Source organism: Desulfococcus sp. (assembly GCF_041737845.1).
GTDB lineage: Bacteria > Desulfobacterota > Desulfobacteria > Desulfobacterales > Desulfococcaceae > Desulfococcus.
This window is the reverse complement of sequence record NZ_JBGSQX010000070.1, coordinates 1-22,926: the sequence shown is the minus strand read 5'-3', so window position 1 is coordinate 22,926 and position 22,926 is coordinate 1. Positions and strand designations below refer to the sequence as shown.

Annotated in this window: 23 protein-coding genes; 7 read left to right on the top strand and 16 right to left on the bottom strand. The window is 62.6% G+C overall.

The window, feature by feature from the left end; translation table 11 throughout:
• From ACEW8N_RS07505 to tesB, 14 genes are all read right to left on the bottom strand, one after another.
• Positions 1-717, bottom strand: a 717-nt coding sequence (locus ACEW8N_RS07505) for a GntR family transcriptional regulator (RefSeq protein ID WP_373499180.1), incomplete at its 3' end; no start/stop codon positions are given.
• A 182-nt stretch (positions 718-899) separates the two neighbouring features.
• Positions 900-2,399: a tripartite tricarboxylate transporter permease gene (locus tag ACEW8N_RS07500; protein WP_373499179.1), complete on the bottom strand. Its 1,500-nt coding sequence runs from the start codon at positions 2,397-2,399 to the stop codon at positions 900-902.
• Between the two features lie 10 nt (positions 2,400-2,409).
• Positions 2,410-2,877, bottom strand: a complete 468-nt coding sequence (locus ACEW8N_RS07495) for a tripartite tricarboxylate transporter TctB family protein (RefSeq protein ID WP_373499178.1) — start codon at positions 2,875-2,877, stop codon at positions 2,410-2,412.
• A 9-nt stretch (positions 2,878-2,886) separates the two neighbouring features.
• Positions 2,887-3,870 carry a Bug family tripartite tricarboxylate transporter substrate binding protein gene (locus ACEW8N_RS07490; protein ID WP_373499177.1) on the bottom strand — a complete coding sequence of 328 codons (984 nt, stop codon included), beginning with the start codon at positions 3,868-3,870 and terminating at the stop codon, positions 2,887-2,889.
• Positions 3,871-4,021: 151 nt separating this feature from the next.
• Positions 4,022-4,810 carry an NAD-dependent epimerase/dehydratase family protein gene (locus tag ACEW8N_RS07485; protein WP_373499176.1) on the bottom strand — a complete coding sequence of 263 codons (789 nt, stop codon included), beginning with the start codon at positions 4,808-4,810 and terminating at the stop codon, positions 4,022-4,024.
• Between the two features lie 79 nt (positions 4,811-4,889).
• Positions 4,890-6,062 carry an ABC transporter substrate-binding protein gene (locus tag ACEW8N_RS07480; protein ID WP_373499175.1) on the bottom strand — a complete coding sequence of 391 codons (1,173 nt, stop codon included), beginning with the start codon at positions 6,060-6,062 and terminating at the stop codon, positions 4,890-4,892.
• A 66-nt stretch (positions 6,063-6,128) separates the two neighbouring features.
• Entirely contained in the window at positions 6,129-6,560 is a 432-nt protein-coding gene (locus ACEW8N_RS07475; RefSeq protein WP_373499174.1) for an ACT domain-containing protein, read from the bottom strand.
• A gap of 90 nt (positions 6,561-6,650) precedes the next feature.
• Positions 6,651-7,952, bottom strand: coding sequence for a phenylacetate--CoA ligase family protein (locus tag ACEW8N_RS07470; RefSeq protein ID WP_373499173.1), 1,302 nt, complete (start codon positions 7,950-7,952; stop codon positions 6,651-6,653).
• Positions 7,953-8,462: 510 nt separating this feature from the next.
• Entirely contained in the window at positions 8,463-9,251 is a 789-nt protein-coding gene (locus ACEW8N_RS07465; RefSeq protein WP_373499172.1) for an enoyl-CoA hydratase/isomerase family protein, read from the bottom strand.
• 330 nt (positions 9,252-9,581) lie between these two features.
• Positions 9,582-10,499 (bottom strand): DMT family transporter, encoded by a 918-nt coding sequence (locus ACEW8N_RS07460; protein ID WP_373499171.1) that lies wholly within the window; start codon positions 10,497-10,499, stop codon positions 9,582-9,584.
• Positions 10,496-11,053, bottom strand: a complete 558-nt coding sequence (locus ACEW8N_RS07455) for a class I SAM-dependent methyltransferase (protein ID WP_373499170.1) — start codon at positions 11,051-11,053, stop codon at positions 10,496-10,498. The genes ACEW8N_RS07460 and ACEW8N_RS07455 overlap by 4 nt, the downstream gene beginning before the upstream one ends.
• Positions 11,054-11,084: 31 nt before the next feature.
• Positions 11,085-11,522, bottom strand: coding sequence for an NUDIX hydrolase (locus ACEW8N_RS07450; protein WP_373499169.1), 438 nt, complete (start codon positions 11,520-11,522; stop codon positions 11,085-11,087).
• 11 nt (positions 11,523-11,533) lie between these two features.
• Complete coding sequence (locus ACEW8N_RS07445; RefSeq protein WP_373499168.1) at positions 11,534-12,379, bottom strand: ComF family protein; 846 nt, start codon at positions 12,377-12,379, stop codon at positions 11,534-11,536.
• A complete protein-coding gene (tesB, locus tag ACEW8N_RS07440; RefSeq protein WP_373499167.1) occupies positions 12,376-13,272 on the bottom strand; it encodes an acyl-CoA thioesterase II in 897 nt (298 codons plus the stop codon). The genes ACEW8N_RS07445 and tesB overlap by 4 nt, the downstream gene beginning before the upstream one ends.
• Positions 13,273-13,727: 455 nt before the next feature.
• On the opposite strand from tesB, the gene ACEW8N_RS07435 reads away from it, so the two are divergent.
• Together ACEW8N_RS07435 and parE are read left to right on the top strand one after the other, a co-directional pair.
• The gene (locus tag ACEW8N_RS07435) at positions 13,728-14,003 is read left to right on the top strand and encodes a type II toxin-antitoxin system Phd/YefM family antitoxin (RefSeq protein WP_373499166.1); all 276 of its coding nucleotides are present in this window, start codon (positions 13,728-13,730) and stop codon (positions 14,001-14,003) included.
• 288 nt (positions 14,004-14,291) lie between these two features.
• Positions 14,292-16,217: a DNA topoisomerase IV subunit B gene (gene parE / locus ACEW8N_RS07430; protein ID WP_373499182.1), complete on the top strand. Its 1,926-nt coding sequence runs from the start codon at positions 14,292-14,294 to the stop codon at positions 16,215-16,217.
• A gap of 185 nt (positions 16,218-16,402) precedes the next feature.
• On the opposite strand, the gene ACEW8N_RS07425 is transcribed toward parE, so the two are convergent.
• Complete coding sequence (locus ACEW8N_RS07425) at positions 16,403-16,753, bottom strand: hypothetical protein (RefSeq protein WP_373499183.1); 351 nt, start codon at positions 16,751-16,753, stop codon at positions 16,403-16,405.
• A 57-nt stretch (positions 16,754-16,810) separates the two neighbouring features.
• Here ACEW8N_RS07425 and ACEW8N_RS07420 point away from each other — a divergent pair, with 57 nt between their 5' ends.
• Positions 16,811-17,536, top strand: coding sequence for a nucleotidyltransferase domain-containing protein (locus ACEW8N_RS07420; protein ID WP_373499181.1), 726 nt, complete (start codon positions 16,811-16,813; stop codon positions 17,534-17,536).
• A gap of 16 nt (positions 17,537-17,552) precedes the next feature.
• Complete coding sequence (gene parC / locus ACEW8N_RS07415) at positions 17,553-19,868, top strand: DNA topoisomerase IV subunit A (protein WP_373499165.1); 2,316 nt, start codon at positions 17,553-17,555, stop codon at positions 19,866-19,868.
• Between the two features lie 18 nt (positions 19,869-19,886).
• On the opposite strand, the gene rnhA is transcribed toward parC, so the two are convergent.
• Positions 19,887-20,615, bottom strand: coding sequence for a ribonuclease HI (gene rnhA / locus ACEW8N_RS07410; protein ID WP_373499164.1), 729 nt, complete (start codon positions 20,613-20,615; stop codon positions 19,887-19,889).
• A 264-nt stretch (positions 20,616-20,879) separates the two neighbouring features.
• Here rnhA and ACEW8N_RS07405 point away from each other — a divergent pair, with 264 nt between their 5' ends.
• The 3 genes from ACEW8N_RS07405 to ACEW8N_RS07395 form a co-directional block, all read left to right on the top strand.
• The gene (locus ACEW8N_RS07405; RefSeq protein WP_373499163.1) at positions 20,880-21,299 is read left to right on the top strand and encodes a MarR family winged helix-turn-helix transcriptional regulator; all 420 of its coding nucleotides are present in this window, start codon (positions 20,880-20,882) and stop codon (positions 21,297-21,299) included.
• Between the two features lie 73 nt (positions 21,300-21,372).
• Positions 21,373-21,834 carry a PaaI family thioesterase gene (locus ACEW8N_RS07400; RefSeq protein WP_373499162.1) on the top strand — a complete coding sequence of 154 codons (462 nt, stop codon included), beginning with the start codon at positions 21,373-21,375 and terminating at the stop codon, positions 21,832-21,834.
• A gap of 15 nt (positions 21,835-21,849) precedes the next feature.
• A partial coding sequence (locus ACEW8N_RS07395; protein ID WP_373499161.1) for an FKBP-type peptidyl-prolyl cis-trans isomerase occupies positions 21,850-22,926 on the top strand: 1,077 nt, incomplete at its 3' end.

Here is a 22,926-nt window from a genome sequence, read left to right as displayed (position 1 = left end):
CGATTGCGCCGTCTCATCGGCCTCCAACACCGGAATCCCCGTCACACCGACGGAAAGCCGATCGGCCATCCCGCTCGACGCCAACGCCGCTTCGATGTGCGCCCGCATGGCTCGCTCCGCCTCCGCCCCGCGGCCGCGCAGGATTGCGGTGGCGATGCGCCGGTGGCCTCGCAGGGAGATCTCGGGTCGTCCTCGCACCGCCAGAGACAACGTCCGCATGCGCGAGACGTGCTGGGCCAGACTGTGATAGATCCCCTGCAGCCGACGGTTCCCCGACAGTTCGACGATGATGTCGTGAAATCTTCCGGAGATCTCGTGATACTGCCGAAAGTCGCCGGTCCGTTTCGCCAGATCCGCCAGGATGTTGTCCAGGACCTCCCGTTTGGCGGAGTCCGGGTTCTCCGCGGCCTGCCGTGCCGCCAAGCCCTCGATGACGGTCCGGATCGCGTAGAGATCCTCCACATCCTGCGGGGTGATCTCGCTGACGAAACACCCGACCCGCGGCACCGTCGTGACGAAGCCTTCGGCTTCGAGCTGACGGATCGCCTCGCGAAGCGGGGTGCGGCTGACGTTCAACTGCCGGGCAAGTTCGGGCTCGATCAGGTGGGACTTCGGGGCGAGGTCGCCGGTGATGATGGCCTGCCGCAGGCGGACCACGATCCGCTCCCGTAGGGATTGATGGTCGGCGAGGGATCGGACGACGCCGTGCTCGGCCACGGAAGAGCTCCTCTTGTATACAGCATACTGTGTATTCTTACCGAGTCCCCCTGTCAAGCGGAAAGATGTGGGAGTCTGGGTACTCTGCAGAGCGGGACCTGCCGGCGACGTGTGCCGCACGGGGGAGAGATCGGGGGCGACAGGAAAAGGAGGAAGACGTCGCGGCTCGCGGGACGCCCCCGCTACTCCGTCAACGCCCCCTCGCGCTTCATGCGGATCGTCGGGAAGACCAGCACAACGAGCAGGATGGCGGCGACAGCCAGGAGGCCCGCGCTGATCGGACGCTGGATGAACACCGCGGGATCCCCGCCGGACAAGAGCATCGCGCGACGGAAATTCTCCTCCAGAAGCGGCCCCAGGACGAAGCCCAGGACCATGGGGGCCGGCTGCACGCCGATCTTGTTGAAGAAGTACCCCAGGGCCCCCCAGCCAAGCATCAGCCAGACCGAGAACACGCTGTTGCTGCTGGCGTAGGCGCCGATGCAGCAGAACAGAATGATGGCCGGAAAGAGCAATCGGTACGGCACACGCAGCAGCGAGGCCCAAATGCCCACCAGCGGCAGATTGATGACAACCAGCATCAGATTCCCGATCCACATGCTGGCCACCACGCCCCAGTACAAGGCCGGCTGCTCGCGAATCACCGAGGGGCCGGGCTGAATCCCCTGAATCATCAGAGCCCCGATCATGAGCGCCATGAGCGGATTGGTGGGAATGCCCATCGTGAGGAGTGGGATGAAACTGGTCTGGGCACCGGCGTTATTCGCGGCCTCGGGCGAGGCGACACCCTCGATGACGCCGGTCCCGAAGCGCTCCGGGTGACGCGACACCTTCTTTTCCAGAGCGTACGCCGCGAACGGAGGCAGCGCCGCGCCGCCGCCGGGAAGGATCCCGAGCATAGTCCCCACGCACGTTCCCCGCAGTATGGCGGGGAATGCGGCCTTCAAGTCCGGCCAGGTCGGCATCAGATTCTTGATCTTTCCCGCCAGAATGCTACGGTCCTGGGGACTCCCCAGGTTGGCAATCACCTCGCCGATCCCGAACAGGCCGACCACCACCGGAACGAAGTCCATGCCGTCGGCAATATCCGGGATCCCAAACGTCAGCCGGGGCTTGCCGGAATTCACGTCGATCCCCACGAGGCCGACCAGTACCCCCATGAGCACCATGGCGATAGCCTTGAAGGGGGAACCATGCGCCAAGACGACCGCGGCGATCAGGCCCATCACCAGCAGGCTGAAATACTCCGGGGCCGTGAACTTCATCGCCAGGGCCGCCAGCGGCGCGCTGAGCACCGCGATCACGATGGTCGCCACGGTCCCCGCGAAGAATGAAGCCACAGCCGCAATGGCCAGGGCCGGTCCTGCCCGGCCCTGGCGGGCCATCTGGTACCCGTCCAGGCACGTGACGACAGCAGAGGTTTCCCCCGGCACATTCACCAGGATGGCCGTGGTGGAACCGCCGTACTGCGCCCCATAGAAGATGCCGGCAAGCATGATCATGGCCGAAGCGGGGGGGAGGCCGAACGTGAACGGAAGGAGCATGGCCGTGGTGTTGAGCGGCGAGATGCCCGGCAAGACGCCGACCAGCGTGCCGATGACCACTCCCAGGAAACAGAAAAATAGATTCTGCAGCGAAAGCGCAGTAGAGAAACCGAGGGCGAGGTTGTCGACGAGGTTCACCGGCGGCTCCTCACCACCGCGGCCAGACGGCCAGGGGAAGCCCCAGGCCGTTCACGAACAGGAGCACCGTGAAGGTCGTGAGGATGACGGCGAAGAGCAGACTCTCGCGCCACCGGAATCCGGACACGGCGAACGTCGAGCAGGCCAACGTCGCGCAGGTCGCCAGGGCCAGGCCGCCTTTCGGCAGGAGCAGGGCGAAGACGGCTAGGGAAAGCAGCACCATTAGGAACGACCGGAGATCGAACCGTGGCAGGGATCGGTGCGTGGCCCGGAGTCCGCTCGTGACGAACGCGAGACCGAACCCCATGATGATCCACGCCAGCGCGCGTGGCACGTACCCGGGCCCCATGTCGGAGGCATTACCAATGGCGAGCGCCCAAGTCTCCCAGAGGGCCACGACCGCCAGAAGAATCAGGAACGCCCCGAACGCGATGTCCGGGGCGTTACCGCGCTGCTTTCCGCCAACTGACGCGAGCATCTCGCGTTCCTACTCCAACTTGATGTTGGCCTCGCGGACCACCGCACCCCAACTCTTCACGTTGGCCTTCATCCAGGTGGCGAAGTCCTCCGGCGAACCGATCCGCACGTCGCCGCCCAGGTCGGAGATCTTCTTTTCGATCTCCGGCATGGCCAGGATCTTCTTGAACTCGGCGTTCAGGCGCGCCACCATGGGTGCCGGGGTGCCGCCCGTGGTCATGACGCCCTGCCAGGTCCCGCTGTCCACCGCCGGCAGATTCAGCTCCTTGAAGCTGGGTAGATCCTTCAACGCATCCAGGCGCTTGGTACCCGAGACGGCCACGCCCTTGAGCTGATTCTGGGTGACGAAGGGCTGGGTGGCCAGCGCTCCATTGATGATGACATTGCTCTCGTTCGCCACGACGGCGCGAATGGCCGCGGCGCCTCCCTTGTAAGGGACGTATTTCCAGTCTATGCCCCAGTGCTTTGCGAGGACGATGCCGGTCAGGTGGTTGGCGTTGCCGACACCGGAGTGTCCCAGCGCCAGCTTGCCCGGGTTGGCCTTCGCGTGAGCCACCAGATCGGCCACCGTCTTCACAGGGACCGACGGGTGGACGGCGAGGATGTACGGCGCGAACATCACCATGCCGACCCCCATGAGCTGCTTCTCCGGATCGTAGGTCAGCTTGGAAAAGAGGCTCGGCGCCGCGGCCACGGCCCCCATATCGGCGAGCAAGAGTGTGTGCCCGTCTTTTTCGGCCTTGGCCACCAAGTCGGCGCCGATGTTGCCGGTCGCCCCGGGCTTGTTCTCGACGACCACCGGCTGCCCAATCGCCTTGGACAGGTGCGGGCCGATCAAGCGGGCCAGGATATCCGAGGAGCCACCGGGGGCATACGGAACAATGATGCGGACGGCCTTGGTGAACTGCGGATCGGCAGCCTCGACGAACGCGCCGGTCAGCACACTACCGGCAAGGATCAACAGGGCGGCAAGAACCACGCGACGGGTAACCATGTGATCTATCCTCCAAAGAACGACGGCAAACGCGCCCCTCCTCGGCTTCCCACTGAAGCCGTCCGGGGTCACTTGAAAACGTGAAGGAGCGGGGGCAGTAAATAAGAAAGCCGGGGTAGTGTCAATAAGAATCAGAATCGCCGCGTTCTAACTACGGCATGAAAGGCAGCTCGCACTTGGAACCGCCGACACGCCGGAGGCGTGCCGAGAAGTCCGCAGATGGCCCTTGCAGCAGCTCTGTCGCGTACGCCTCGGCGTCGTCTTGCGGTTCGTAACCAAGCACCTCTCGGGCCCGGCCGAGATCCCAGAAGCGGCGCGTGTTGTTCGAGATCCCGTACACAACTTCGAAATGGACGTTGGGCGCCTCGATGGCGCACCGAACCAAACGCGCCATATCGTCGGGGCTGATCCACACAGCGAGATGCCGCTCCTCCAGCGGCCGGTCCCGGAAGAAACCGATCCGGAGGCAGATCACCTGCAGCCCGGCCTTATCCGCGTAGAGACGCCCCGTGGCCTCGGCAAAGCACTTCGTCACTCCGTACATGCTGCTTGGACGGTAGGGCGCGGCTTCATCGAGGCATTGATCCGCTGCGTAATACCCCACGACATGGTGCGTGCTGGCATACACGACGCGGGGTACTCCCGCCAACCGAGCCGCCTCGAAGACGTTGTAGGTTCCCAGGATATTGGTCGGCAGCAGCTTCTCTCGAAAGGGTGCCACATCCGAGACGCCCGCCATGTCCACGACCACATCGGCGCCGCGGGCTGCCCCTTCGATTGCCCCTGCGTCGGTGGTATCCCCGCGGACGAGCGTCTCATTCGGCCCGAGATCGTCTATGGCCGACCGATTGAACAGCACCAGTCGGTAGTCGTCGCGCAGCGCATACCGCAGGCACCTTCCGATGCGCCCGCTGGCCCCGGTGAGCAAGATGGTCTTCATCGGCCGCGCGCCCCCAGGCTCGACCCTGATATTTATCCGTACAGCGGAAACCGCTTCGACCAGGCTGCAGCGGAAGCCGCTACTCCGCCGGGACGAACTTCCCGCCCTTCACCTGCACCATGACCATGGAGTCCACATCCAGGCCGTTGTGGTCCTCGGCGGTGAGGTTGTACACGCCCGACACGCCGACATAGCCCTTTGTCTGCTCGATGGCCGCACGCAGCGCCTTCGGGTCGGTCCCCGCCTTCCTCATGGCATTGGCGACGATGGTGATCGCGTCCCAGGCGTAACCCGAGTGGGTATTGATGGGAAATTCCTTGTCGTACTTGTACACGTCTCGGTAGAGATGGCTGAACTCGGCGATGACTTTCTTCTGGGGATCCGTCTCCGGCAGGGCGCTCCCCACCATGAGTTTGGTCGCGGGCATACGGTCTCCCTCGGAGGCCTTGCCCGCCAGCTCGATGTACTTCGGATCCGGGAGTCCGTGGCACTGGAAGAGCGGGATGGTGACCCCGAGCTGGGCCTTGTTCTTGGCCACGATCGACCCCACTGGGCCGATCGTCCAGGTGACGATGGCCTGCGGCGCGGCATTCCTGATCTTGGTGAGCTGGGCGGTCATGTCCGTATCATTGCCCCCGAATTTGTCGGCCTGGACGATGGTCAGGCCGAAATTCCCGGCCTGGGCTTCGAGCTGCTCCCGGCCCGACTCGCCGAAGGCGTCCGCGACGGTCAGGATGCCGATCTTTTTGATGCCCTGGGTTTTCATGTGCTCATAAATCGTCTGGACGGCCAGGATGTCGCTTTGAGCGGTTTTGAACACCCAGGGATTGACCGGCAGGGTGATCTTGTTGCCTGCTGCGCAGCTGATGAGCGGAGTCCCCGTCTTCTCGGCGAAGGGCATGACCGCAAGGGTGGTGGGGGTGGTGCTCGGCCCGATGACGGCCAGCACGTTGTCCTTGTTGAGGAGCTTGCTGATGCCCATGACCGCCTTGGTGGGGTCCCCCTCGGTGTCGTAGATGACCGCCTCCAGCTTGCGGCCGTCGATGCCGCCGGCGGCGTTGACGGCGTCGATCGCCATCTCCATGCTCTTCTTTTCCGGATCGCCCAGGAAGGAGGCCCGTCCGGTGACGGAAAAAATGCCGCCCACCTTGTAGGCCTCCTCGGCAAGAGCGCTGCCTGTGAAAACCGTGACGACCGCCCATATCAGCGCGATCTGAAAGCCGTACTTCCTGCTGCCCGTTGCTGTTTTCATCCGCTTTCCTCCTTGAGGGGTTGGGGTGTTGGGTGAAAAAACCGGGATGCCCGGACGCATTCCGGATCAGAGGGTATAGAGCCGCCGCCCTTCGATGACCGTAACGCCGCTGTCCTGGAGCAGTTTGAGCGCCTCGTCCGTATGGTCGAACCGGAAGATCATGACGGCGTTGCTGCCGCTCTGCTGAACAAAGGCGTACATGTATTCGACGTTGACGTTCCCGTTTTGAAGGATCGTCAGGATTCGGTAGAGCCCGCCGGGCTGGTCCGGGACCTCGACGGCCACCACGTTGGTCTTCCCCACGGTGAAGCCGTTCTCCCGGAGCGCGATGCCGGCCTTTTCGTTGTCGTCCACGATGAGGCGGAGCACCCCGAAGTCGGAGGTATCGGCCACCGACAGGGCCCGGATGTTGATCTGGTTTTCGGCGAGGATTCGGGTGACCTCGGCGAGGCGTCCGGACTTGTTCTCCAGAAATATGGAAATCTGTTCTGCGCGCATGGTTGTCTCCTTTGCCTGATAGGGTTGCCCTTCCGGTAGGGGCGATCGCTTTCGGGGAGTCGATGGATGTATAGCGGAAAAATCCCGCCGTTACAACTTCCGGTTGTCGATCACGCGGACGGCCTTGCCTTCGCTTCGCTGGATGGTCTTGGGCTCCACCAGTTTGACCTGGGCCGACACGCCGATGGTCTCCTTGATGTTTTTCGTGATTTTCTTCTCGATCTCCTGAAGGGGCCTCACGGTGTCGGAAAAGAGGTGCTCTCCCACCTCGACCATCACCGTGAGCTTGTCCAGATTGTCGACGCGGTCCACCTGGAGCTGGTAGTGGGGCTCCACCCCCTCGGTCTCCATGAGGACGCTCTCGATCTGGGAGGGGAAGACGTTGACGCCCCGGATGATGAGCATGTCGTCCGTCCGGCCGCTGACCTTTTTCATCCGGACGAGGGTCCTTCCGCAGATGCAGGGCTCGGGGGTGATGGCGGTGATGTCGCGGGTCCGGTAGCGGAGCACCGGGAAGGCCTCCTTGGTGATGGAGGTGAAGATCAGCTCGCCCGTTTCGCCGTAGGGGAGGGGCTCCCCGGTGTCGGGGTTGATGATCTCGGGAATGAAATGATCCTCGGCGATGTGCATCCCCCGCTGGGCTTCATGGCATTCGATGGAGACGCCCGGGCCGATGACCTCGCTCAGCCCGTAGATGTCCACCGCCTTCAGGTGGAGTTTCCTTTCGATCTCCTCCCGCATGTTTTCAGACCAGGGCTCGGCGCCGAAGATGCCGTACTTGAACTTGAGGTCCCTGAAATCGACCCCGAGCTCCGAGGCGATCTCGGCCAGGTGGAGGACATAGGAGGGCGTGGCCGTGATGATGGTGGGGCCGAAATCCTTCATGATGGTGATCTGCCGCTTGGTATTGCCGCCCGAGACCGGGATGACCGAGGCCCCCAGTTTCTCCGCGCCGTAATGCACGCCCAGGCCGCCGGTGAAAAGACCGTAGCCGAAGGCGTTGTGGATGATGTCTCCGCGGGTGGCGCCGCCGGCCGCAAGGGACCTGGCCATCAGGGTCGCCCAGGTGTTGATGTCCCGGGCCGTGTACCCCACCACCGTGGGCTGGCCGGTGGTGCCGGAGGATGCGTGGATGCGGACCACCATCTCCATGGGGACGGCGAACATGCCGAAGGGGTAGTTGTCTCTCAGGTCCTGCTTCGTGGTGAAGGGGAGGAGGCGGAGATCCTTCAGGGACTTGATGTCGCCTGGCTTGACGCCGACTTCGGTGAACTTCTTGCGGTAAAACGGGACGGTGGCGTAAGCCCGCTCCAGGGTGTTCTGGAGGCGCCTCAGTTGGATGGCCTCCAGCGCCTCCCGCGGCAGGGTTTCATATTCGATATCGTAGATCATGTCCGGTCCTCCTCCTTCTCCTGGGTCCGTTATCCGATGCGGTAAGATTGACGGTTCCGCAAAAAGCCCGATATCTGCGTTATGCTGCATATCTCGTCACTGAGGCGTACTCTAAGTACTTCTCATTCCTCGGGATTTGCAAGCCGTATCTCGAACTTTTTGCGAAGCCGTCTGAAAATTAACTTTTTATGAGACCATCAAGATGTTCCTGATGTCTTTTTGCGCGGTCACAAAAAAAAAGGGCTGTCGGTGCGCCACCCACAGCCCTGTGAAACCAAACCATGAGTGCCACCGCCTCGTGTCCACTCATGGTTTATTCGTATTTTTCGGGGGATTCTACGCCCTCAGCCCATGAGCGGACCATCTAAAGCCATAGCCGCTGAACAGGCCGGGGTGATCCATGGAAAACCATCGGAGCATAAACGCTAACCCCCTGTTAAAAGTTCAAAAGAATTTCGAGATCACCCATAACGAATCCGGGAAACCGTGTCAAGCGAAAAAAAGCCGAGGCTATTTCAGCCGGCCCTTGAACGCCGCCTTGCGCTTTTCGAGGAATGCGGCGGTGCCCTCCTTGGCGTCTTCGCTGGCCATGCAGAGGGCAAAGGCGTCGCACTCGATGTCGAGGCCGGTGGCCAGGTCGACAGTGAGGCCGCGGTTGACGCTCTGCTTGGCGGCCCGGAGGGAGACCTTCCCCTTGGACGCCATGATCCGGGCGGTTTTCAGGGTCTCCTCCATCAGGGACTCCGACGGGAGAACCTTGTTGACCATACCGATTTCCCTGGCTTCGACCGCCGGGATCATCTTTCCGGTGAAAATCATCTCCTTGGCCAGGTTGGGGCCGATGAGGCGCGGCAGCCGCTGGGTCCCGCCGAACCCCGGGATGATGCCCAGGCTGATCTCGGGAAGGCCGAAATTCGCGTTTTCCGAGGCATAGATGAAATCGCAGGCCAGGGCCATCTCGCTGCCGCCGCCCAGGGCGAACCCGTTCACCGCGGCGATCACGGGGATGGTCAGGGACTGAAGGGTGCTGATGATGGCCTGCCCCTGCTGGGCGAAGGCCTTGGCCTGAAGGGGGCCGTAGGTGGCCAGTTCCGTGATGTCGGCGCCGGCCACAAAGGATTTTTCCCCGGCGCCGGTCAGGATCAGCACGCGGACCTCCTCGTTTGCCGCCACCTCGCCCAGGGCCTGCGACAGTTCGCCCAGGAGCGCGCCGTTCAGGGCGTTGAGGGCCTTGGGCCGGTTGAAGGTGATGGTCGCGATGCCGTCTTCCAGGGTAAACAGAATGTTTTCATATGCCATGGGATGCCTCCGTCATCATCGTATGAAATAAATTGGTGTATTGAATCAATGGGTTGAAACCGAACGTCCGCAGGTTTTGAACAGCGCCTGAAACTGCGGCGCGCGCGGGTGCGGCCGGTAAAGAACTGAGGTTTGATTAAAGCATCGGCGGGCCTTTGTCAACGGGATTCATCTCATCTTTGACGGATTCGTAAAAAGCCCGATATCTGCGTTACGCTTCATCCTTCGTCACTGCGGCGTACGACAAGTACGCCTCATTCCTCAGGATTCGCAAGCCTTGATCTTGGGTTTTTTACGAATCCGCGGGAAACGCGACTTTTTACGAGTCCATCATCTTTTGTTTCCCGGCTCTCCGCGGGCACTCAGGTAGATGGCGAAAAGGATGAGGCCGCCGCCGACGAATTTGTAGACCGTCGGCCGCTCGTCGAAGAGCAGATAGGCCAGGATGCCGGCGCCGATGGGCTCCCCCAGGAGGCTCACGGCGATGGTTCCGGCGCTGAACCACCGGAGGGACCAGTTGTAGCTGGTGTGGCCGATCAACTGGGGGATGAGGGCCATGGCCCAGAAGGCGGAAACCGTTCCGGCCGAAAACCCGGTGACCGGCAGCCTCAGCGCCAGGACCATGGCCCAGAGGATGACGGCGGCGCTGCCGTAGCAGACCATGATATAGGCGGTGAGGGTCAGCTTCTGCCGGAGGCGGCGGCCGATCAGAAGATAGATGGCGGCGCAGACGCTGCCCGCAAGGGCCAGGCCGTCGCCCAGGAGGGCTTTGCCGCCGGTCTCGAAATCCCCGGTTCCGATGATGACGCCCCCGACGACACTGACGAGAATGCTGATCACGGCAGTCCTTCCCAGTCTTTCCCGTGCGATGAAAGGCGTCAAAAGGCCCACCCAAAGGGGGTTGGTATTGACAAGGACCACGCTGTTGGTCACCGAGGTGTAGTCAAGGGAGGAGATCCAGGTGGCGAAGTGAAGGGCCAGAAACAGGCCCGACACCCCGGCGAGTTTGAGGTCGGCCGCAGATAGGCCCGCCAGCTCCCGCCGGGCGGTGAACCACGCGATGGGCAGGAGCAACAGGGAGGCCAGGCCGACGCGGTAGGCCGCGATGACCAGGGCCGGGGCCTCGCCGGCCATTCGGGCAAAGATGGCGCCCGTGGATACGGCAATCACCCCGACCACCAGCGCAAGGAACGGGTTTATGGGCGGCGCTGCTGCCGGACTGTCGATGCCGGCGGTCGGATTTTTCATCGCTTGATTCCCACCAGCGACGCCATTTTTCCTTTGCCTCTGGGCGTGACGACCGATTTTTCCTCATAATGGATGACATACAGGGAGAGGAAGGCATGCAGGAGTTCATTCTCCCTCAGGAGATAATCCCGGCAGGAGACTGTGAGAGTATGGCCCCGGGGGGCCTCCACAAAGGTTTCGAAGATCAGCATGCCGCCGGGCAGAAGCGCTTCCTTGATATAGGGGAAGAGGCGCCGGTTCAGAAAGCGGATGTTGAGGATGAGGGTGTATCGGTCCGGCGGGATCTCATAGGTGTCCAGATCGGCCTGAACGGCGTTGACGGCGGGGGTTTGTTGAGAAAGGATTCCAAGCGCCGCGTCCGAGATGTCCACCGCGTCCACGGCAAACCCTTTTGCGGCCACAAATCCGGTATTGCCGCCGGTGCCGCAGGCGATGTCCAAAGCCCGGCCCCTGGGCGCCCTGGCGCAGAACCGCCGGACGATGGGCGACGGCGGCTTGGGATGCGGCTCCTGTTGATACCTCTCGTTCCACTTGGTGCGGTTTTTTTCCATCATCGACCTTCCAGCGCCAAAAGGGGCCTGTGCGTCAGCCGAAGTTGAATCGGGTTTTCAGAAGGTTCCGGGTGGCGGGGTTGACATCCAGGGAGGCCATCTCGGCTGCGCAGACCCATCGGGCCGAAAGCGCGTCGTCTCCGGCCAGAGGTTCGCCTCCCAGGTATTCCGCCGATAGATCGACGATCACATAATGGTACTGCACGCCGCCGTCAGGGTCCCGCACGATGGCATCAAAGGCGAACACGGGCTCCCCGGCCCGGATGACGATGCCGGTCTCCTCTTCAACCTCCCGCTCGGCGGCTTCCTTCAGGGTCTCCCCCAGCTTGAGGCGGCCGCCGGGAATGGCCCAGACGCCTTCCGCGGGGGGCCTTCCCCGCAGCACCAGAAGGACCCTGTCCTCCTTGAAAACCACGGCACCCACGCCCACCTGGGGCTGGTCCGGATAGGTGCGGTTGGGTCGCGTTTCCATGGACCGATCTTTTACAGGTTTCGAACGGTTTGCGCAAGGGTGAGGACATCCACCCGAACGGCGCCGGCGTTCCGGAGTGCTTCTGCGCATGCATCGGCGGTGGCGCCGGTGGTGTAGACGTCATCCACCAGAAGGATTTTTTTTCCGGAGACATCGACCCCTCGGCCAGGGGTGAAGGCGTTTTGAATGTTGGCCTGCCGGGTGCGGCGGTTCATTCCGACCTGGGCGTCGGTTTCCCGAATCCTGTTGAGGGCGGTTCGTTGAATGATCCCCCCGGGGAGGTCGATCCCTGTTTTTTCGGCAAGCGCGGGCCATTTCCGGAGAAGCAGAAAGGCCTGGTTGAACCCGCGGCGCCGGAATTTGCGGGGGTGGAGGGGAACCGGGACGATGAAATCGATGTCGCGGTCGGGCCAGTGCCGCAGGAAGGTCGCAAACAGGAGGCTTCCCAGGGGCCGGGCCAGTTGGGTTATGGACCGGTATTTGAGGTGGTGGAGGGCGGTTTTGAGGCTTCCGTCATAGCTGCCGAAGGCCCGGACCTTCCGGAAGTGCCTCTGCCGGTTGAGGCAGGCGTCGCAGACAGACTCCACGCCGTCGGGGTGGGGGATCTTCTTGCCGCAATGGCTGCACACGGGTCCGTCCGCGCAGGGGAAATCATCGCGGCATGCCGGGCAGAAAAAGGGCGCCATGACGGCCGAGAAGGCCTGGGGCGGGGCATCGAAGGGCGCGGCTGGATCCGGCCCGGGCGGCGGGAATAGATAGAAGGTGCCGCAGACCAGGCATTTGGGCGGGAAGGCCAGATCCAGGAGCGCCCGGCAGGCGCGATGGATTCCCCGGGCGGTAACAAAGGCCGGCGTCACGGGGCGTTTCGGCCGGGATCGCCGTGATGGCGGATCAGCCCCTCCTGGACCACCGAGGCGACGAGCCTCCCGTCCCGGGTGTAGATCCGTCCCGAGGCGAGGCCCCGGGCCTTGCAGGCATTGGGGCTTTTCATGGCGTAGAGGAGCCAGTCGTCGATGCGGAAGTCCCGGTAAAACCACATGGCATGATCGAGGCTCGCCACCTGCATCGAGGGCTCCCAGTAGCTGTGGCCGTGGGGGTAGAGGGCCGTGACCACCAGGCTGTAGTCGGAGGCGTAGGCCAGCAGATACTGGTGGACCGCGGGATCGTCGGGCATCCGGTCGATGGTCCGGAACCAGGTGTACCGGGTAGGCGCCCGCTTTTCCGGCGCAAAGGGATTGATCGGGTCGACCGGCCGCATTTCGATGGGTTTTTTGCAGAGGATCTTGTCCCGGATGGCCTCCGGTATCCTGTCCCGGTGCTGGAGGGCGAACTCGAGGTCGGAGGGGATGCCCTCGGGGCCCGGGGCTTCCGGGGCCGGGTCCTGGTGATCGAATCCGGGCTCGTCGACCTGGAAGGAGGCCGACATGCTGAAGATGGCCTGACCTTTCTGGACGGCCACCACCCGCCGCGTGGTGAAGCTCTTTCCGTCCCGGATGCAGTCTACGCTGTAAACGATGGGCTTCCGCGCGTCCCCCATCCGCAGGAAATAGGCATGGAGGCTGTGTGCCCGCCGGTCCTCCGGGACGGTCTGGCAGGCCGCCGAAAGGGCCTGCCCCAGCACCTGCCCGCCGAAGACGCTCCGCAGCCCCAGGTCCTGGCTCTGGCCTCGGAAAATATTCTCCTCGATCTTCTCCAGCTTCAAGAGCGTGAGCAGCTCCGCCAGCACATTCCCTTCAACGCAGACACCCATGTGGGGTTCCTCCGTAATTGTGTCGTCCATGCCTGATTGTTGGACTATAGCCGCAGCGGGTCGCGAGTTCAACCTTTATCCCGCCCGCCAGGCATCAGGGCAGGCACAGGGGCCTGCCCCTACGGGCATCCGGGAATGAAACCGGGCACATGGTGCGCATGATATGAAACAACCCGTAGGGGCACCCCCGTGGGTGCCCTATCGGCGCGTGGGTGCCGTTTCAGGGCAGGCACAGGGGCCTGCCCCTACGGGCATCCGGGAACGGAACCGGGCACATGGTGCGAACGATATGAAACAACCTGTAGGGGCACCCCCCCGTGGGTGCCCTATCATCTTGGCGCTGCGCAAAACCATCTCTGATCCATCCAATAAGGGCAATCAGTTCTTGAAAAAATCTGAATTCAGATCCATATTCAATACAAAAAACAAACCCGAATTTAGAACCAGGTGATCACATGAAGCCCTTGAACGTTTCGAAGAACATCGTTTCCCTATCGGAATTCAAAGCCAAGGCCTCCCAAATGCTCTATGAGGTACAAAGCACGCATCATCCCATAGTCATCACCCAGAACGGCAAGGCTGCCGCCGTCCTCATCTCCCCGGAGGCTTTCGACTTTTTGACGGAACAGGCCCGCTTCATCGATGCCGTGCAAAAGGGATTGGCGGATGTGGAGAAGGGGAGGGTGGTAGCGGATGAAAACGCCGGAGAAGACGAACAGCGCGAAGGCTGAACGGCAAGGCGGTCGCCGCCATCGTCTTCCCGGCGGATTTCGGTTGGGTTTCCCCCTTGCTTTTTAACACGGGAATGGTATTCAGACGGACGGAAGCGGGCAGGCACGGGGGCCTGCCCCTACGGGCATCTGGAACCGGAACCGGGCGGATGGTGCGAAGGGGATGAACCAACCCGTAGGGGCACCCCCCTGTGGGTGCCCTGTCGTCGCGCGGGTGCCGGTTCAGGGCAGGCACGGGGGCCTGCCCCTACGGAGATTTACCGTTTTCAGGGTGGTTGGAGGTTTCTCATCAAAAACAGGGATCTATTTGACAGCGCGCCCACCGGGGACTATGACGCCGCGTCCCTCGAGGTGCTGCGGGGGCTCGACCCCGTGCGGCGGCGGCCGGGGATGTATACGGACACGACCCGGCCGAATCATCTTGCCCAGGAGGTGATCGACAACGCGGTGGACGAGGCCATCGCGGGGTTTGCGCGCCAGATCAAGGTGGTGCTTTACGAGGACGGCTCCCTGGAGGTGTGCGACGACGGCCGGGGCATGCCTGTGGACCTCCACCCCGAGGAGGGGATGACCGGGGTCGAGGTCATCATGACGAAACTCCATGCCGGGGCCAAGTTCGGCAACAAGAACTACCGGTTCTCCGGCGGCCTCCACGGCGTGGGGGTGTCGGTGGTCAACGCACTCTCCACCCGCCTCGAGGCGGAGATCCGGCGCGGCGGGAACCGATACGCCATCGCTTTTGAGAACGGCCGGAAGACCTCGGACCTGACCCCGGTCGGCACGGTGGGCGTCCGCAATACCGGCTCCACCGTCCGGTTCTGGCCCGACCCCCGGTATTTCGAGTTCCCGGACTTCTCCGTCCGCAAGCTCCGCCATACCCTGCGGGCCAAGGCCGTCCTCTGCCCGCGCCTGACCGTGACCTTCATCGACAGGAACACGGGCGAGACGGAGAAATGGTACTTCGAGGACGGGCTCCGGGACTATCTCCTGGAAAGCCTGGGCGAGGGCGAGCGGATTCCCGAGGACCCCTTCACCGGCGATCACGAGGGGGACGGGGAGACGGTGGCCTGGGCCGCGGCCTGGATGCCGGATCAGACGCCCGCGGTGGCCGAGAGTTACGTCAATCTCATCCCCACCCCGGTGGGCGGCACGCATGTCAACGGCTTCCGGAGCGGCCTGCTGGCGGCCATGCGGGAGTTCTGCGATTTCCGGAACCTGATCCCCCGGGGGATCAAGCTCGCGCCCGACGATCTCTGGGACCGGTGCGCCTACGTCCTGTCGGTGAAGATGAACGAGCCCCAGTTTTCGGGCCAGACCAAGGAACGGCTCTCCTCCCGGGAATGCGCCTCCTTTGTGTCGAATATCGTGCGGGATTCCTTCGCCCTCTGGCTCAACCTCAACACCGACGCCGGCCTTCGCCTGGCCGAGATGGCCATCGAGAGCGCCCGGAAGCGACTCAGGGCCGCCAACAAGGTCGTGCGCAGAAAGGCCGGGGCCGGCCCCACCCTGCCGGGCAAGCTCGCCGACTGCATTTCCCAGGACCCGGCCGAATCCGAACTCTTTCTGGTGGAGGGGGATTCCGCGGGCGGCTCCGCCAAGCAGGCACGGGACAAGCAGATCCAGGCGGTGCTGCCCCTCCGGGGGAAGATCCTCAATACCTGGGAGGTGGAGACCGATCAGGTGCTGAAATCCAACGAGATCCATGACATCGCCGTGGCCACCGGCATCGACCCCGGGGCGTCGGACCTGTCGGGGCTCCGGTACGAAAAGATCATCATCCTGGCCGACGCGGATTCCGACGGCCTCCACATCGCCAGCCTGCTCTGCGCCCTGTTCCTGAAGCATTTCAGGCCCCTTGTGGCGGCCGGGAACATCTTTGTGGCCATGCCCCCTCTCTACCGGATCGACCAGGGCAAGAGCGTCCATTATGCCCTGGACGAGAGCGAGAAGGATGCCGTGCTGAAGCGGCTGGAGGCCGGCCCCAAGAAAGGGCGGATCGATGTCCAGCGGTTCAAGGGCCTGGGGGAGATGAACCCCAATCAGCTTCGCGAAACCACCATGTACCCGGACTCCCGCCGCCTGGTCCAGCTTACCCTGGACGACGAGGACGCCATTGTCGAAACCATGGACATGCTCCTGGCCAAAAAACGGTCCAAGGATCGCAAGCACTGGCTCGAGGAAGAGGGCGACCTCGCCGAACCCGAGGCCTTTTAAATATATTTCCGGGGGGTGCTCCGGTTTCCAAGAGCATCAGGGCAAGATCTTTTTTGGATCCCGTTTTTGGCTGCGCCTGAAACACAACCGTTGACAGGATGTCTGTTTTCCTTCATTATTCAAAAATTATATCAATGAAGGAAAACCGAAAGAAAACCTGATCGATTCATTCCGGATTTTACCCTTCAACTTTGGCGCCCAAACCCGAATCGCCGGTTTTTGAAAGCCGAAATTTGACGGTTCCAAAAGATCGATTCATGGAAAACAGCATACATTCCGAGGAAATGCACGAGGATCAGAGGCGCATCTTTATTGATACGGCCCAGCTTCATGAAGCGTTTATGGATGCGTTTACCAAGAGCAGGGCCTACCGGGGGGGCATGCACTGGAAGAAATCCAAAGAAAGAGAATATCTGTTTCGATCTTTGGATCGTTTCGGATATGGCCAAAGCCTCGGCCCGAGGTCCGAAGAGACGGAATCGATATATGTCGAGTTTCACAAAAACAAGCAGCAGCTTCTGGATCGCCTTACCCATTTAAAAGAGCAGCTCAAAGATCAAGCGCGTTTCTGCAAAGCGGCGCGTATTGCACGCGTGCCGCGCATCGTGACCTCTATTTTGAGGGTTCTCGATCAGCATCAGCTTTTGGGCCGGCATCTGCTGGTCATCGGCACCAACGCCCTGTATGGATATGAGGCGAAAGCCGCTGCTTTTCTGGCGCGGGGGCTGCTCGCCACCCGGGATATGGATGTCCTGTGGGATGTCAGGCCCAGGCTGCGGTTGTTTGCCGCCGATCCAATCGACGGCAGCGGTCTCATCGATATTTTGAAGAAAGCGGATCGCTCCTTCGATCTGTCCGGGAGGGAGAGCTTTCGTGCCGTCAATCGATCCGGCTACATGGTGGATCTGGTCAAACCGGAGCCCAAATCCGTCTTCCAAAAAGAAGAACGGCAAATGGGAGGGGGCGACGACCTGTTTGCCGCCGAGATCAAAAATCTTCAATGGCTGGTTTCCGCCCCCAAATTCAGCCAGGTCGTCATCGGCGATGATGGATTCCCGGCAACCCTGGCGGCGCCGGATCCGCGTGCTTTTGCCATACACAAGCTTTGGCTGAGCAAACAGGTGGATCGGGAACCGGCGAAAAAAAAACGGGATTATTCCCAGGCCTTGGCCGTGTGCAGACTGATCCTGCAATATCTGCCCCAATATCCATTCACACCGGAAGAATTGCGGATGTTTCCCAGAGACGTCGTCACGGATGCATTCCGGGCCTTCAAAAATCAAGACCTGCCGCCGGGGTATGGCGGATCTTCAGTGTAATCTAACGGAGTGACCCATGACCGAAATCACACCCGTCTCCCGCGAGGGCATCGAACAGCTCTCCCTGGGGGAGTTTGTCCGGCCCTCCTATCTCAACTACGCCATGTACGTGATCATGGACCGGGCCCTCCCGTTTGTCGGGGACGGATTCAAGCCGGTACAGCGGCGCATCATCTATGCCATGAGCGAGCTGGGCCTCAAGGTCACCGCCAAGCACAAGAAATCGGCCCGCACGGTGGGCGACGTCCTCGGCAAATACCACCCCCACGGCGACTCCGCCTGCTACGAGGCCATGGTCCTCATGGCCCAGGAGTTTTCCTACCGCTATCCGTTCATCGACGGCCAGGGGAACTGGGGATCCATCGCCGCGCCCAGGGAGTTCGCCGCCATGCGGTATACCGAGTCGCGCCTGTCGGCCTATGCCGATGGGTTCCTGTCGGAGCTCTCCATGGGAACCGTCGACTGGGTGCCCAATTTTGACGGGACCCTCCAGGAGCCCCGGATGATGCCTGCGCGGCTGCCCAACATCCTTTTGAACGGCGCCGCCGGGATCGCCGTCGGCATGGCGACGGACATTCCGTCCCACAACCTGAGGGAAATCGTTGCGGCCTGCATCCATCTCATCGACAGTCCCGAAGCGTCCCTCGAGGAGATCTGCGGGATCGTGGCGGGGCCGGATTTTCCCGCGGGTGCGGAGATCATCACCCCGCCCGCGGAGCTCGTCGAGATCTACCGGACCGGCCAGGGCATGATCCGCATGCGGGCGACCTATGAGATCGACAACGGCGACATCATCATCACGGCCCTCCCGTATCAGGTGTCGCCCGAAAAGCTGATCGAGCAGATCGCAGCGCAAATGACGGCCAAAAAACTGCCCATGGTGGCGGATATCCGCGACCTCTCGGACCAGGAGGACCCGGTGCGCATCATGATCCTGCCCCGGTCGCCGCGCATCGACAAGGAGGCCCTCATGGGCCATCTCTTTGCCACCACCGACCTCGAAAAAAGCATCAAGGTCAACATGACGGCCATCGGCCTGAACCGGAAGCCCAAAACCTTCAGCCTTCTCGAGATGCTGCACCAGTGGCTGACCTTCCGCCGGGAGACCGTGACCCGGAGGCTCCAGTTCCGACTAGGCAAGATCACGGAGCGCCTCCATATCCTGGACGGTCTTCTCGTCGCCTACCTCAACCTCGACGCGGTGATCCGCATCATCCGGGAGAGCGACGAGCCCAAGGCGGCCCTGATCTCCTCCTTTGATTTTTCCGACCTCCAGGCCGAGGCCATCCTCCAGATCCGGCTCCGGCAGCTCGCGCGTCTGGAAGAGATCAAAATCCGGGAGGAAAAGGCGGGCCTGGAGAAGGAGAAGGAGCAGATCGAGCGGACCCTGGCTTCCGACCGGCGCATGAAAACCCTGATCAAGAAGGAGCTCGCAGCCGATGCCGACAAATACGGCGACCCCCGGCGGACCCGCATCGTGGCCCGCCGGGAGGCCCAGGCCATCAAGGATGTGGATCTTGCGCCCGCCGAGCCCGTGACCGTGGTCCTTTCCGCCAACGGGTGGGTGCGGGCCGCCCGGGGGCACGCCGTCGACCCGACCCAGCTCGCCTACAAGGCGGGCGACGAATTCCTGAGCGCGGCCCGGGGCAAAACCAGCCAGCCGGCCATCTTCATGGACACCGCAGGCCGCACCTATGCCCTGCCGTCAAACGCCCTCCCGTCCGCCCGGAGCCAGGGGGAGCCGCTGACGGGCAAGCTGGCGCTTTCGGCCGGCGATCGCTTTATTGCCGTCGTCATGGGCGAACCCGGGCGGAAGGTCCTCCTGGCCAGCGACTGCGGATACGGCTTCGTGACCGAAACCGATCACATGGCGACCAAGAACACCAAGGGCAAGGCGATGCTGGCCCTTCCTGCAAACGCGAGGCCCCTGGTGCCCGAGATCGTGAAACATCCGGAAACGGATTATCTTGCCGCCGTCACCACCGAGGGTCGGATGCTCATCTTCCCCGTCCGGGACCTGCCCGAACTGCCCCGGGGAAAGGGCAACAAGATCCTCCAGATCCCCCCGAAAGCCGCGCGGGAAGGCCGGGAGCTGGTCAAGTTCATCCAGATCCTCCCCGAGGGGGCGACGGTGAAGCTCCATTCCGGGAAGCAGGCGGTCCGGTTCACCTGGGGGAACCTTTCGGCATTCATGGGGGAGCGGGGCCGCCGCGGGAAATCGCTACCCCGGGGGTACCAGCGGGTCGACCGCATCGAGGTGATCCCACCCGATCCGCCCGCTCCGGAATCGCAGGAAAACGCGGATGCGGAAGGCGGGGAATTACTGGAATAGGGGGCGGCGAAAAGGCCCCTACGATTCTTTCGATTGTTCGTAGACCCTGTCCGGCGGCAGATCGGACCGGACGGACTGCATCCTCACGAGCTGGTCGCACCGCTCGTTTCCGGGGTTGCCCGCATGGCCTTTCACCCACCGGAATTCCACGTCGTGCTTCTCGCAGAGCAAGAGCAGCTCGGCCCAGAGATCGGGGTTGACGGCCCTCTCCGTTTTGGTCCGCATCCAGTGGTTGGCCCGCCACCGCCTGGCCCATCCCTTGGTGACGCCGTCGACGACGTATTTGGAATCGCTGTAGAGGACGATCGACGACGGGGCCTCGATGGCCTTCAGCCCGACGATGCAGGCGGTCAGCTCCATCCGGTTGTTGGTGGTGAGCCGGTACCCGCCGGAGAACTCCCGGGTCGTGCCGTCTTCCGTGACCACCGCCCCGTATCCGCCCGGACCCGGGTTCCCCAATGCGCCGCCGTCCGTATAAACGATCACGCGGTTTCCCTCGGGGACCCCGTCCTTGCGGGGGGCGTTCTCGGAAGACGCTGGATCGGCTTTCGGGGCCGAGGGTCTCCGGCCTCCCCAGGCCGGGGGATGTTTCATGAAAGCCTCGGCTTCAGCGCGGGTCGGAAACCCCTTGTAAACCGCTCCGGGAAACCCGCTGACCTGGGCCTGGGCTCCCCCTTCGCCGAACCACCGGGTATAGATGCCGGGCTTTCGCCCCTTGGCAACCGCATAGAATTTTTTGCCGCTCATGGGTCGTCTCATCCTTCGAAAATCAGTCGCGTCAATCCCTCTCGTTTCCCGCCGGCCCCCAAAAGGCGGTCTCGACGGATCCGCCGCGCGGAACATACGGCAAACCGCCGGATTTGGAAAGCCCTTCTTTCAAGAGCGGCCGCCGGGACCGTGGAGGCCGGGAGGGACTTCCCGTTTCCCCAGGTTTTTCTTGACACCCCTTTTTGGAAAAGGTATTTAGCTTGCATGCAAGGAAAAAATGCGACGGTTTTGGAAGGTGAGCCCATGCAGGCCCATGATTGTATCTTTTTTCAACTCGCCAAGGCGAGCCAGGCCGGCGCCAGGCACTGGAACGAGAGCGTCGCCCGCTTCGGGGTCACGGCGGTCCAGGGGATGGTGCTCGCCTTTCTGGCGGAGGAGGACGATATCCCCTCGGGCAGCCTGGGGAGCCGGGTGCAGCTCGACAGCGCCACCCTCACGGGGATCGTCGACCGCCTCGCCCGGGCGGGGCTGGTGGAGCGGCGGGACAGCCCCGACGACCGTCGGGCGGTACGGATCCGCCTCACCGAAAAAGGCAGAACGGTGGGCCGGGCCGTCCGCGGCCTCATCCCCGCTGAAAATCGCTCCTTTCTCTCGAACCTCACCGACGAGGAGGAGATGATCTTCCGGACGCTCCTTCGTAAGCTGCTCTCGCGCAGCGGCTGATCCGCCGGGCCGCGCTTTTTGCGGGCCTGATGTTTTGTATGCAAGATAAACGTGTGCAACCAATGGAGGAAGGATGCTGAAGCCCAACCCGGAATACATTGAAGAACTGATTCATGTGGTGGGGTCCGCCCCATACCCCAGCCACATGTCCATGCGCCTTGCGGCCATTGATATCGACAGCGCGGAGATTGTCCTGGAGGCCGGCCCGTGCCACCTCCAGCCCTTCGGCATCGTCCACGGCGGCGTGCTGGCCACCCTCATCGACACCGCCACCTTCTGGGCGGTCTTCATGCGCATTCCCGAGGAGGCGGGGCTGGTCAACATCGACTTGAAGCTCAACTACCTGAAGCCGGTGGTGTGCGGCCGGCTCACGGCCGAAGGCTGCGCCATCCGGTCCGGAAAATCCATAAGCTACGCTGAAGCCCGGGTCCTGGGCGCAGACGGGGCGCTGCTCGCCCACGGCACCTCGACCCTGATGACCCTCCCCGGCAAGGGGTTGAAACTGAAGGCCAGGAAATTCGTCGCTGAACACTAGAAAAGGAGGGAATGCATGGAAAACAGCTCCCAGATGTCTGGGGACCGGATCAAAGCGTTGATCCGGGATTTCATCGCCGCTTCACCCCGCAACACCATGGGAAATGAAACCGGAGAGCCCGCCTGGGAGGATGTCCTGGTGGGGTTTGCTTCGGGCGCGGACCCGATGTGGCAGCAGTTCAAGGAATATGTCGGGGCCTTCCACTGGACCCCCTGGGAGGTGTTCAGCCAGCACTGCCCGGCCCAGTCCGCAAGCCCTGAGGAGTTGATGGTGGTGTCGTGGGTCCTGCCCCAGCGGGTATCGGTCCGCAAGGCCAACCGCAGGGCGAAAACCTTTCCGTCCGAAGAATGGGCACGGATCAGGGTCTACGGCGAGGCGTTCAATGCGGCCCTTCGACGCCACGTTGCCGGGCATCTGACGGAAGCCGGCCATGCGGCGGTTGCGCCGATGCTCGTTCCCAACTGGACCATCGTCAACTCCCGGCGCTTTTCCTATGCCTCCTCCTGGTCCGAGCGCCATGCCGCCCACGCGGCCGGCCTAGGCACCTTCGGGCTGTGCGACGGGCTCATCACCGCAAGGGGCAAAGCCATGAGGGTCGGATCGGTGGTGGCCAGAATTTCCATCGAACCCACGCCCCGGCCGTATGCCGACCACCGGGCCTACTGCCTCTTTTTCGCGGAAGGCACCTGCGGGAAATGCATTGACCGCTGCCCGGCCCGCGCGATCACCGAGGCCGGCCACGACAAGGAGAAGTGCCGGCAGCACCTCGCGCGCTCCAGGGAGCATGTGGCCAAGTCCTACGGATTCGAGGGGTATGGCTGCGGCTTGTGCCAGGTCGGCGTTGTCACCCTGCCAGGCGGACTGCAGTACAAGATCATCACGGACGGCACAGGTGCCATGCCCGGCCCTGAGGATGTTGTGAAGGTTCATTACACCGGCAAGACGATTGACGGAACCAAATTTGACTCTTCGTATGACCGCGGTGAACCGGCACAGTTCAGGGTCAGCAACGTGATCCGCGGATGGGTTGAAGGACTCCAGCTGATGAAGGAGGGTGCAAAATGGATGCTCTATATCCCATATGATCTTGCC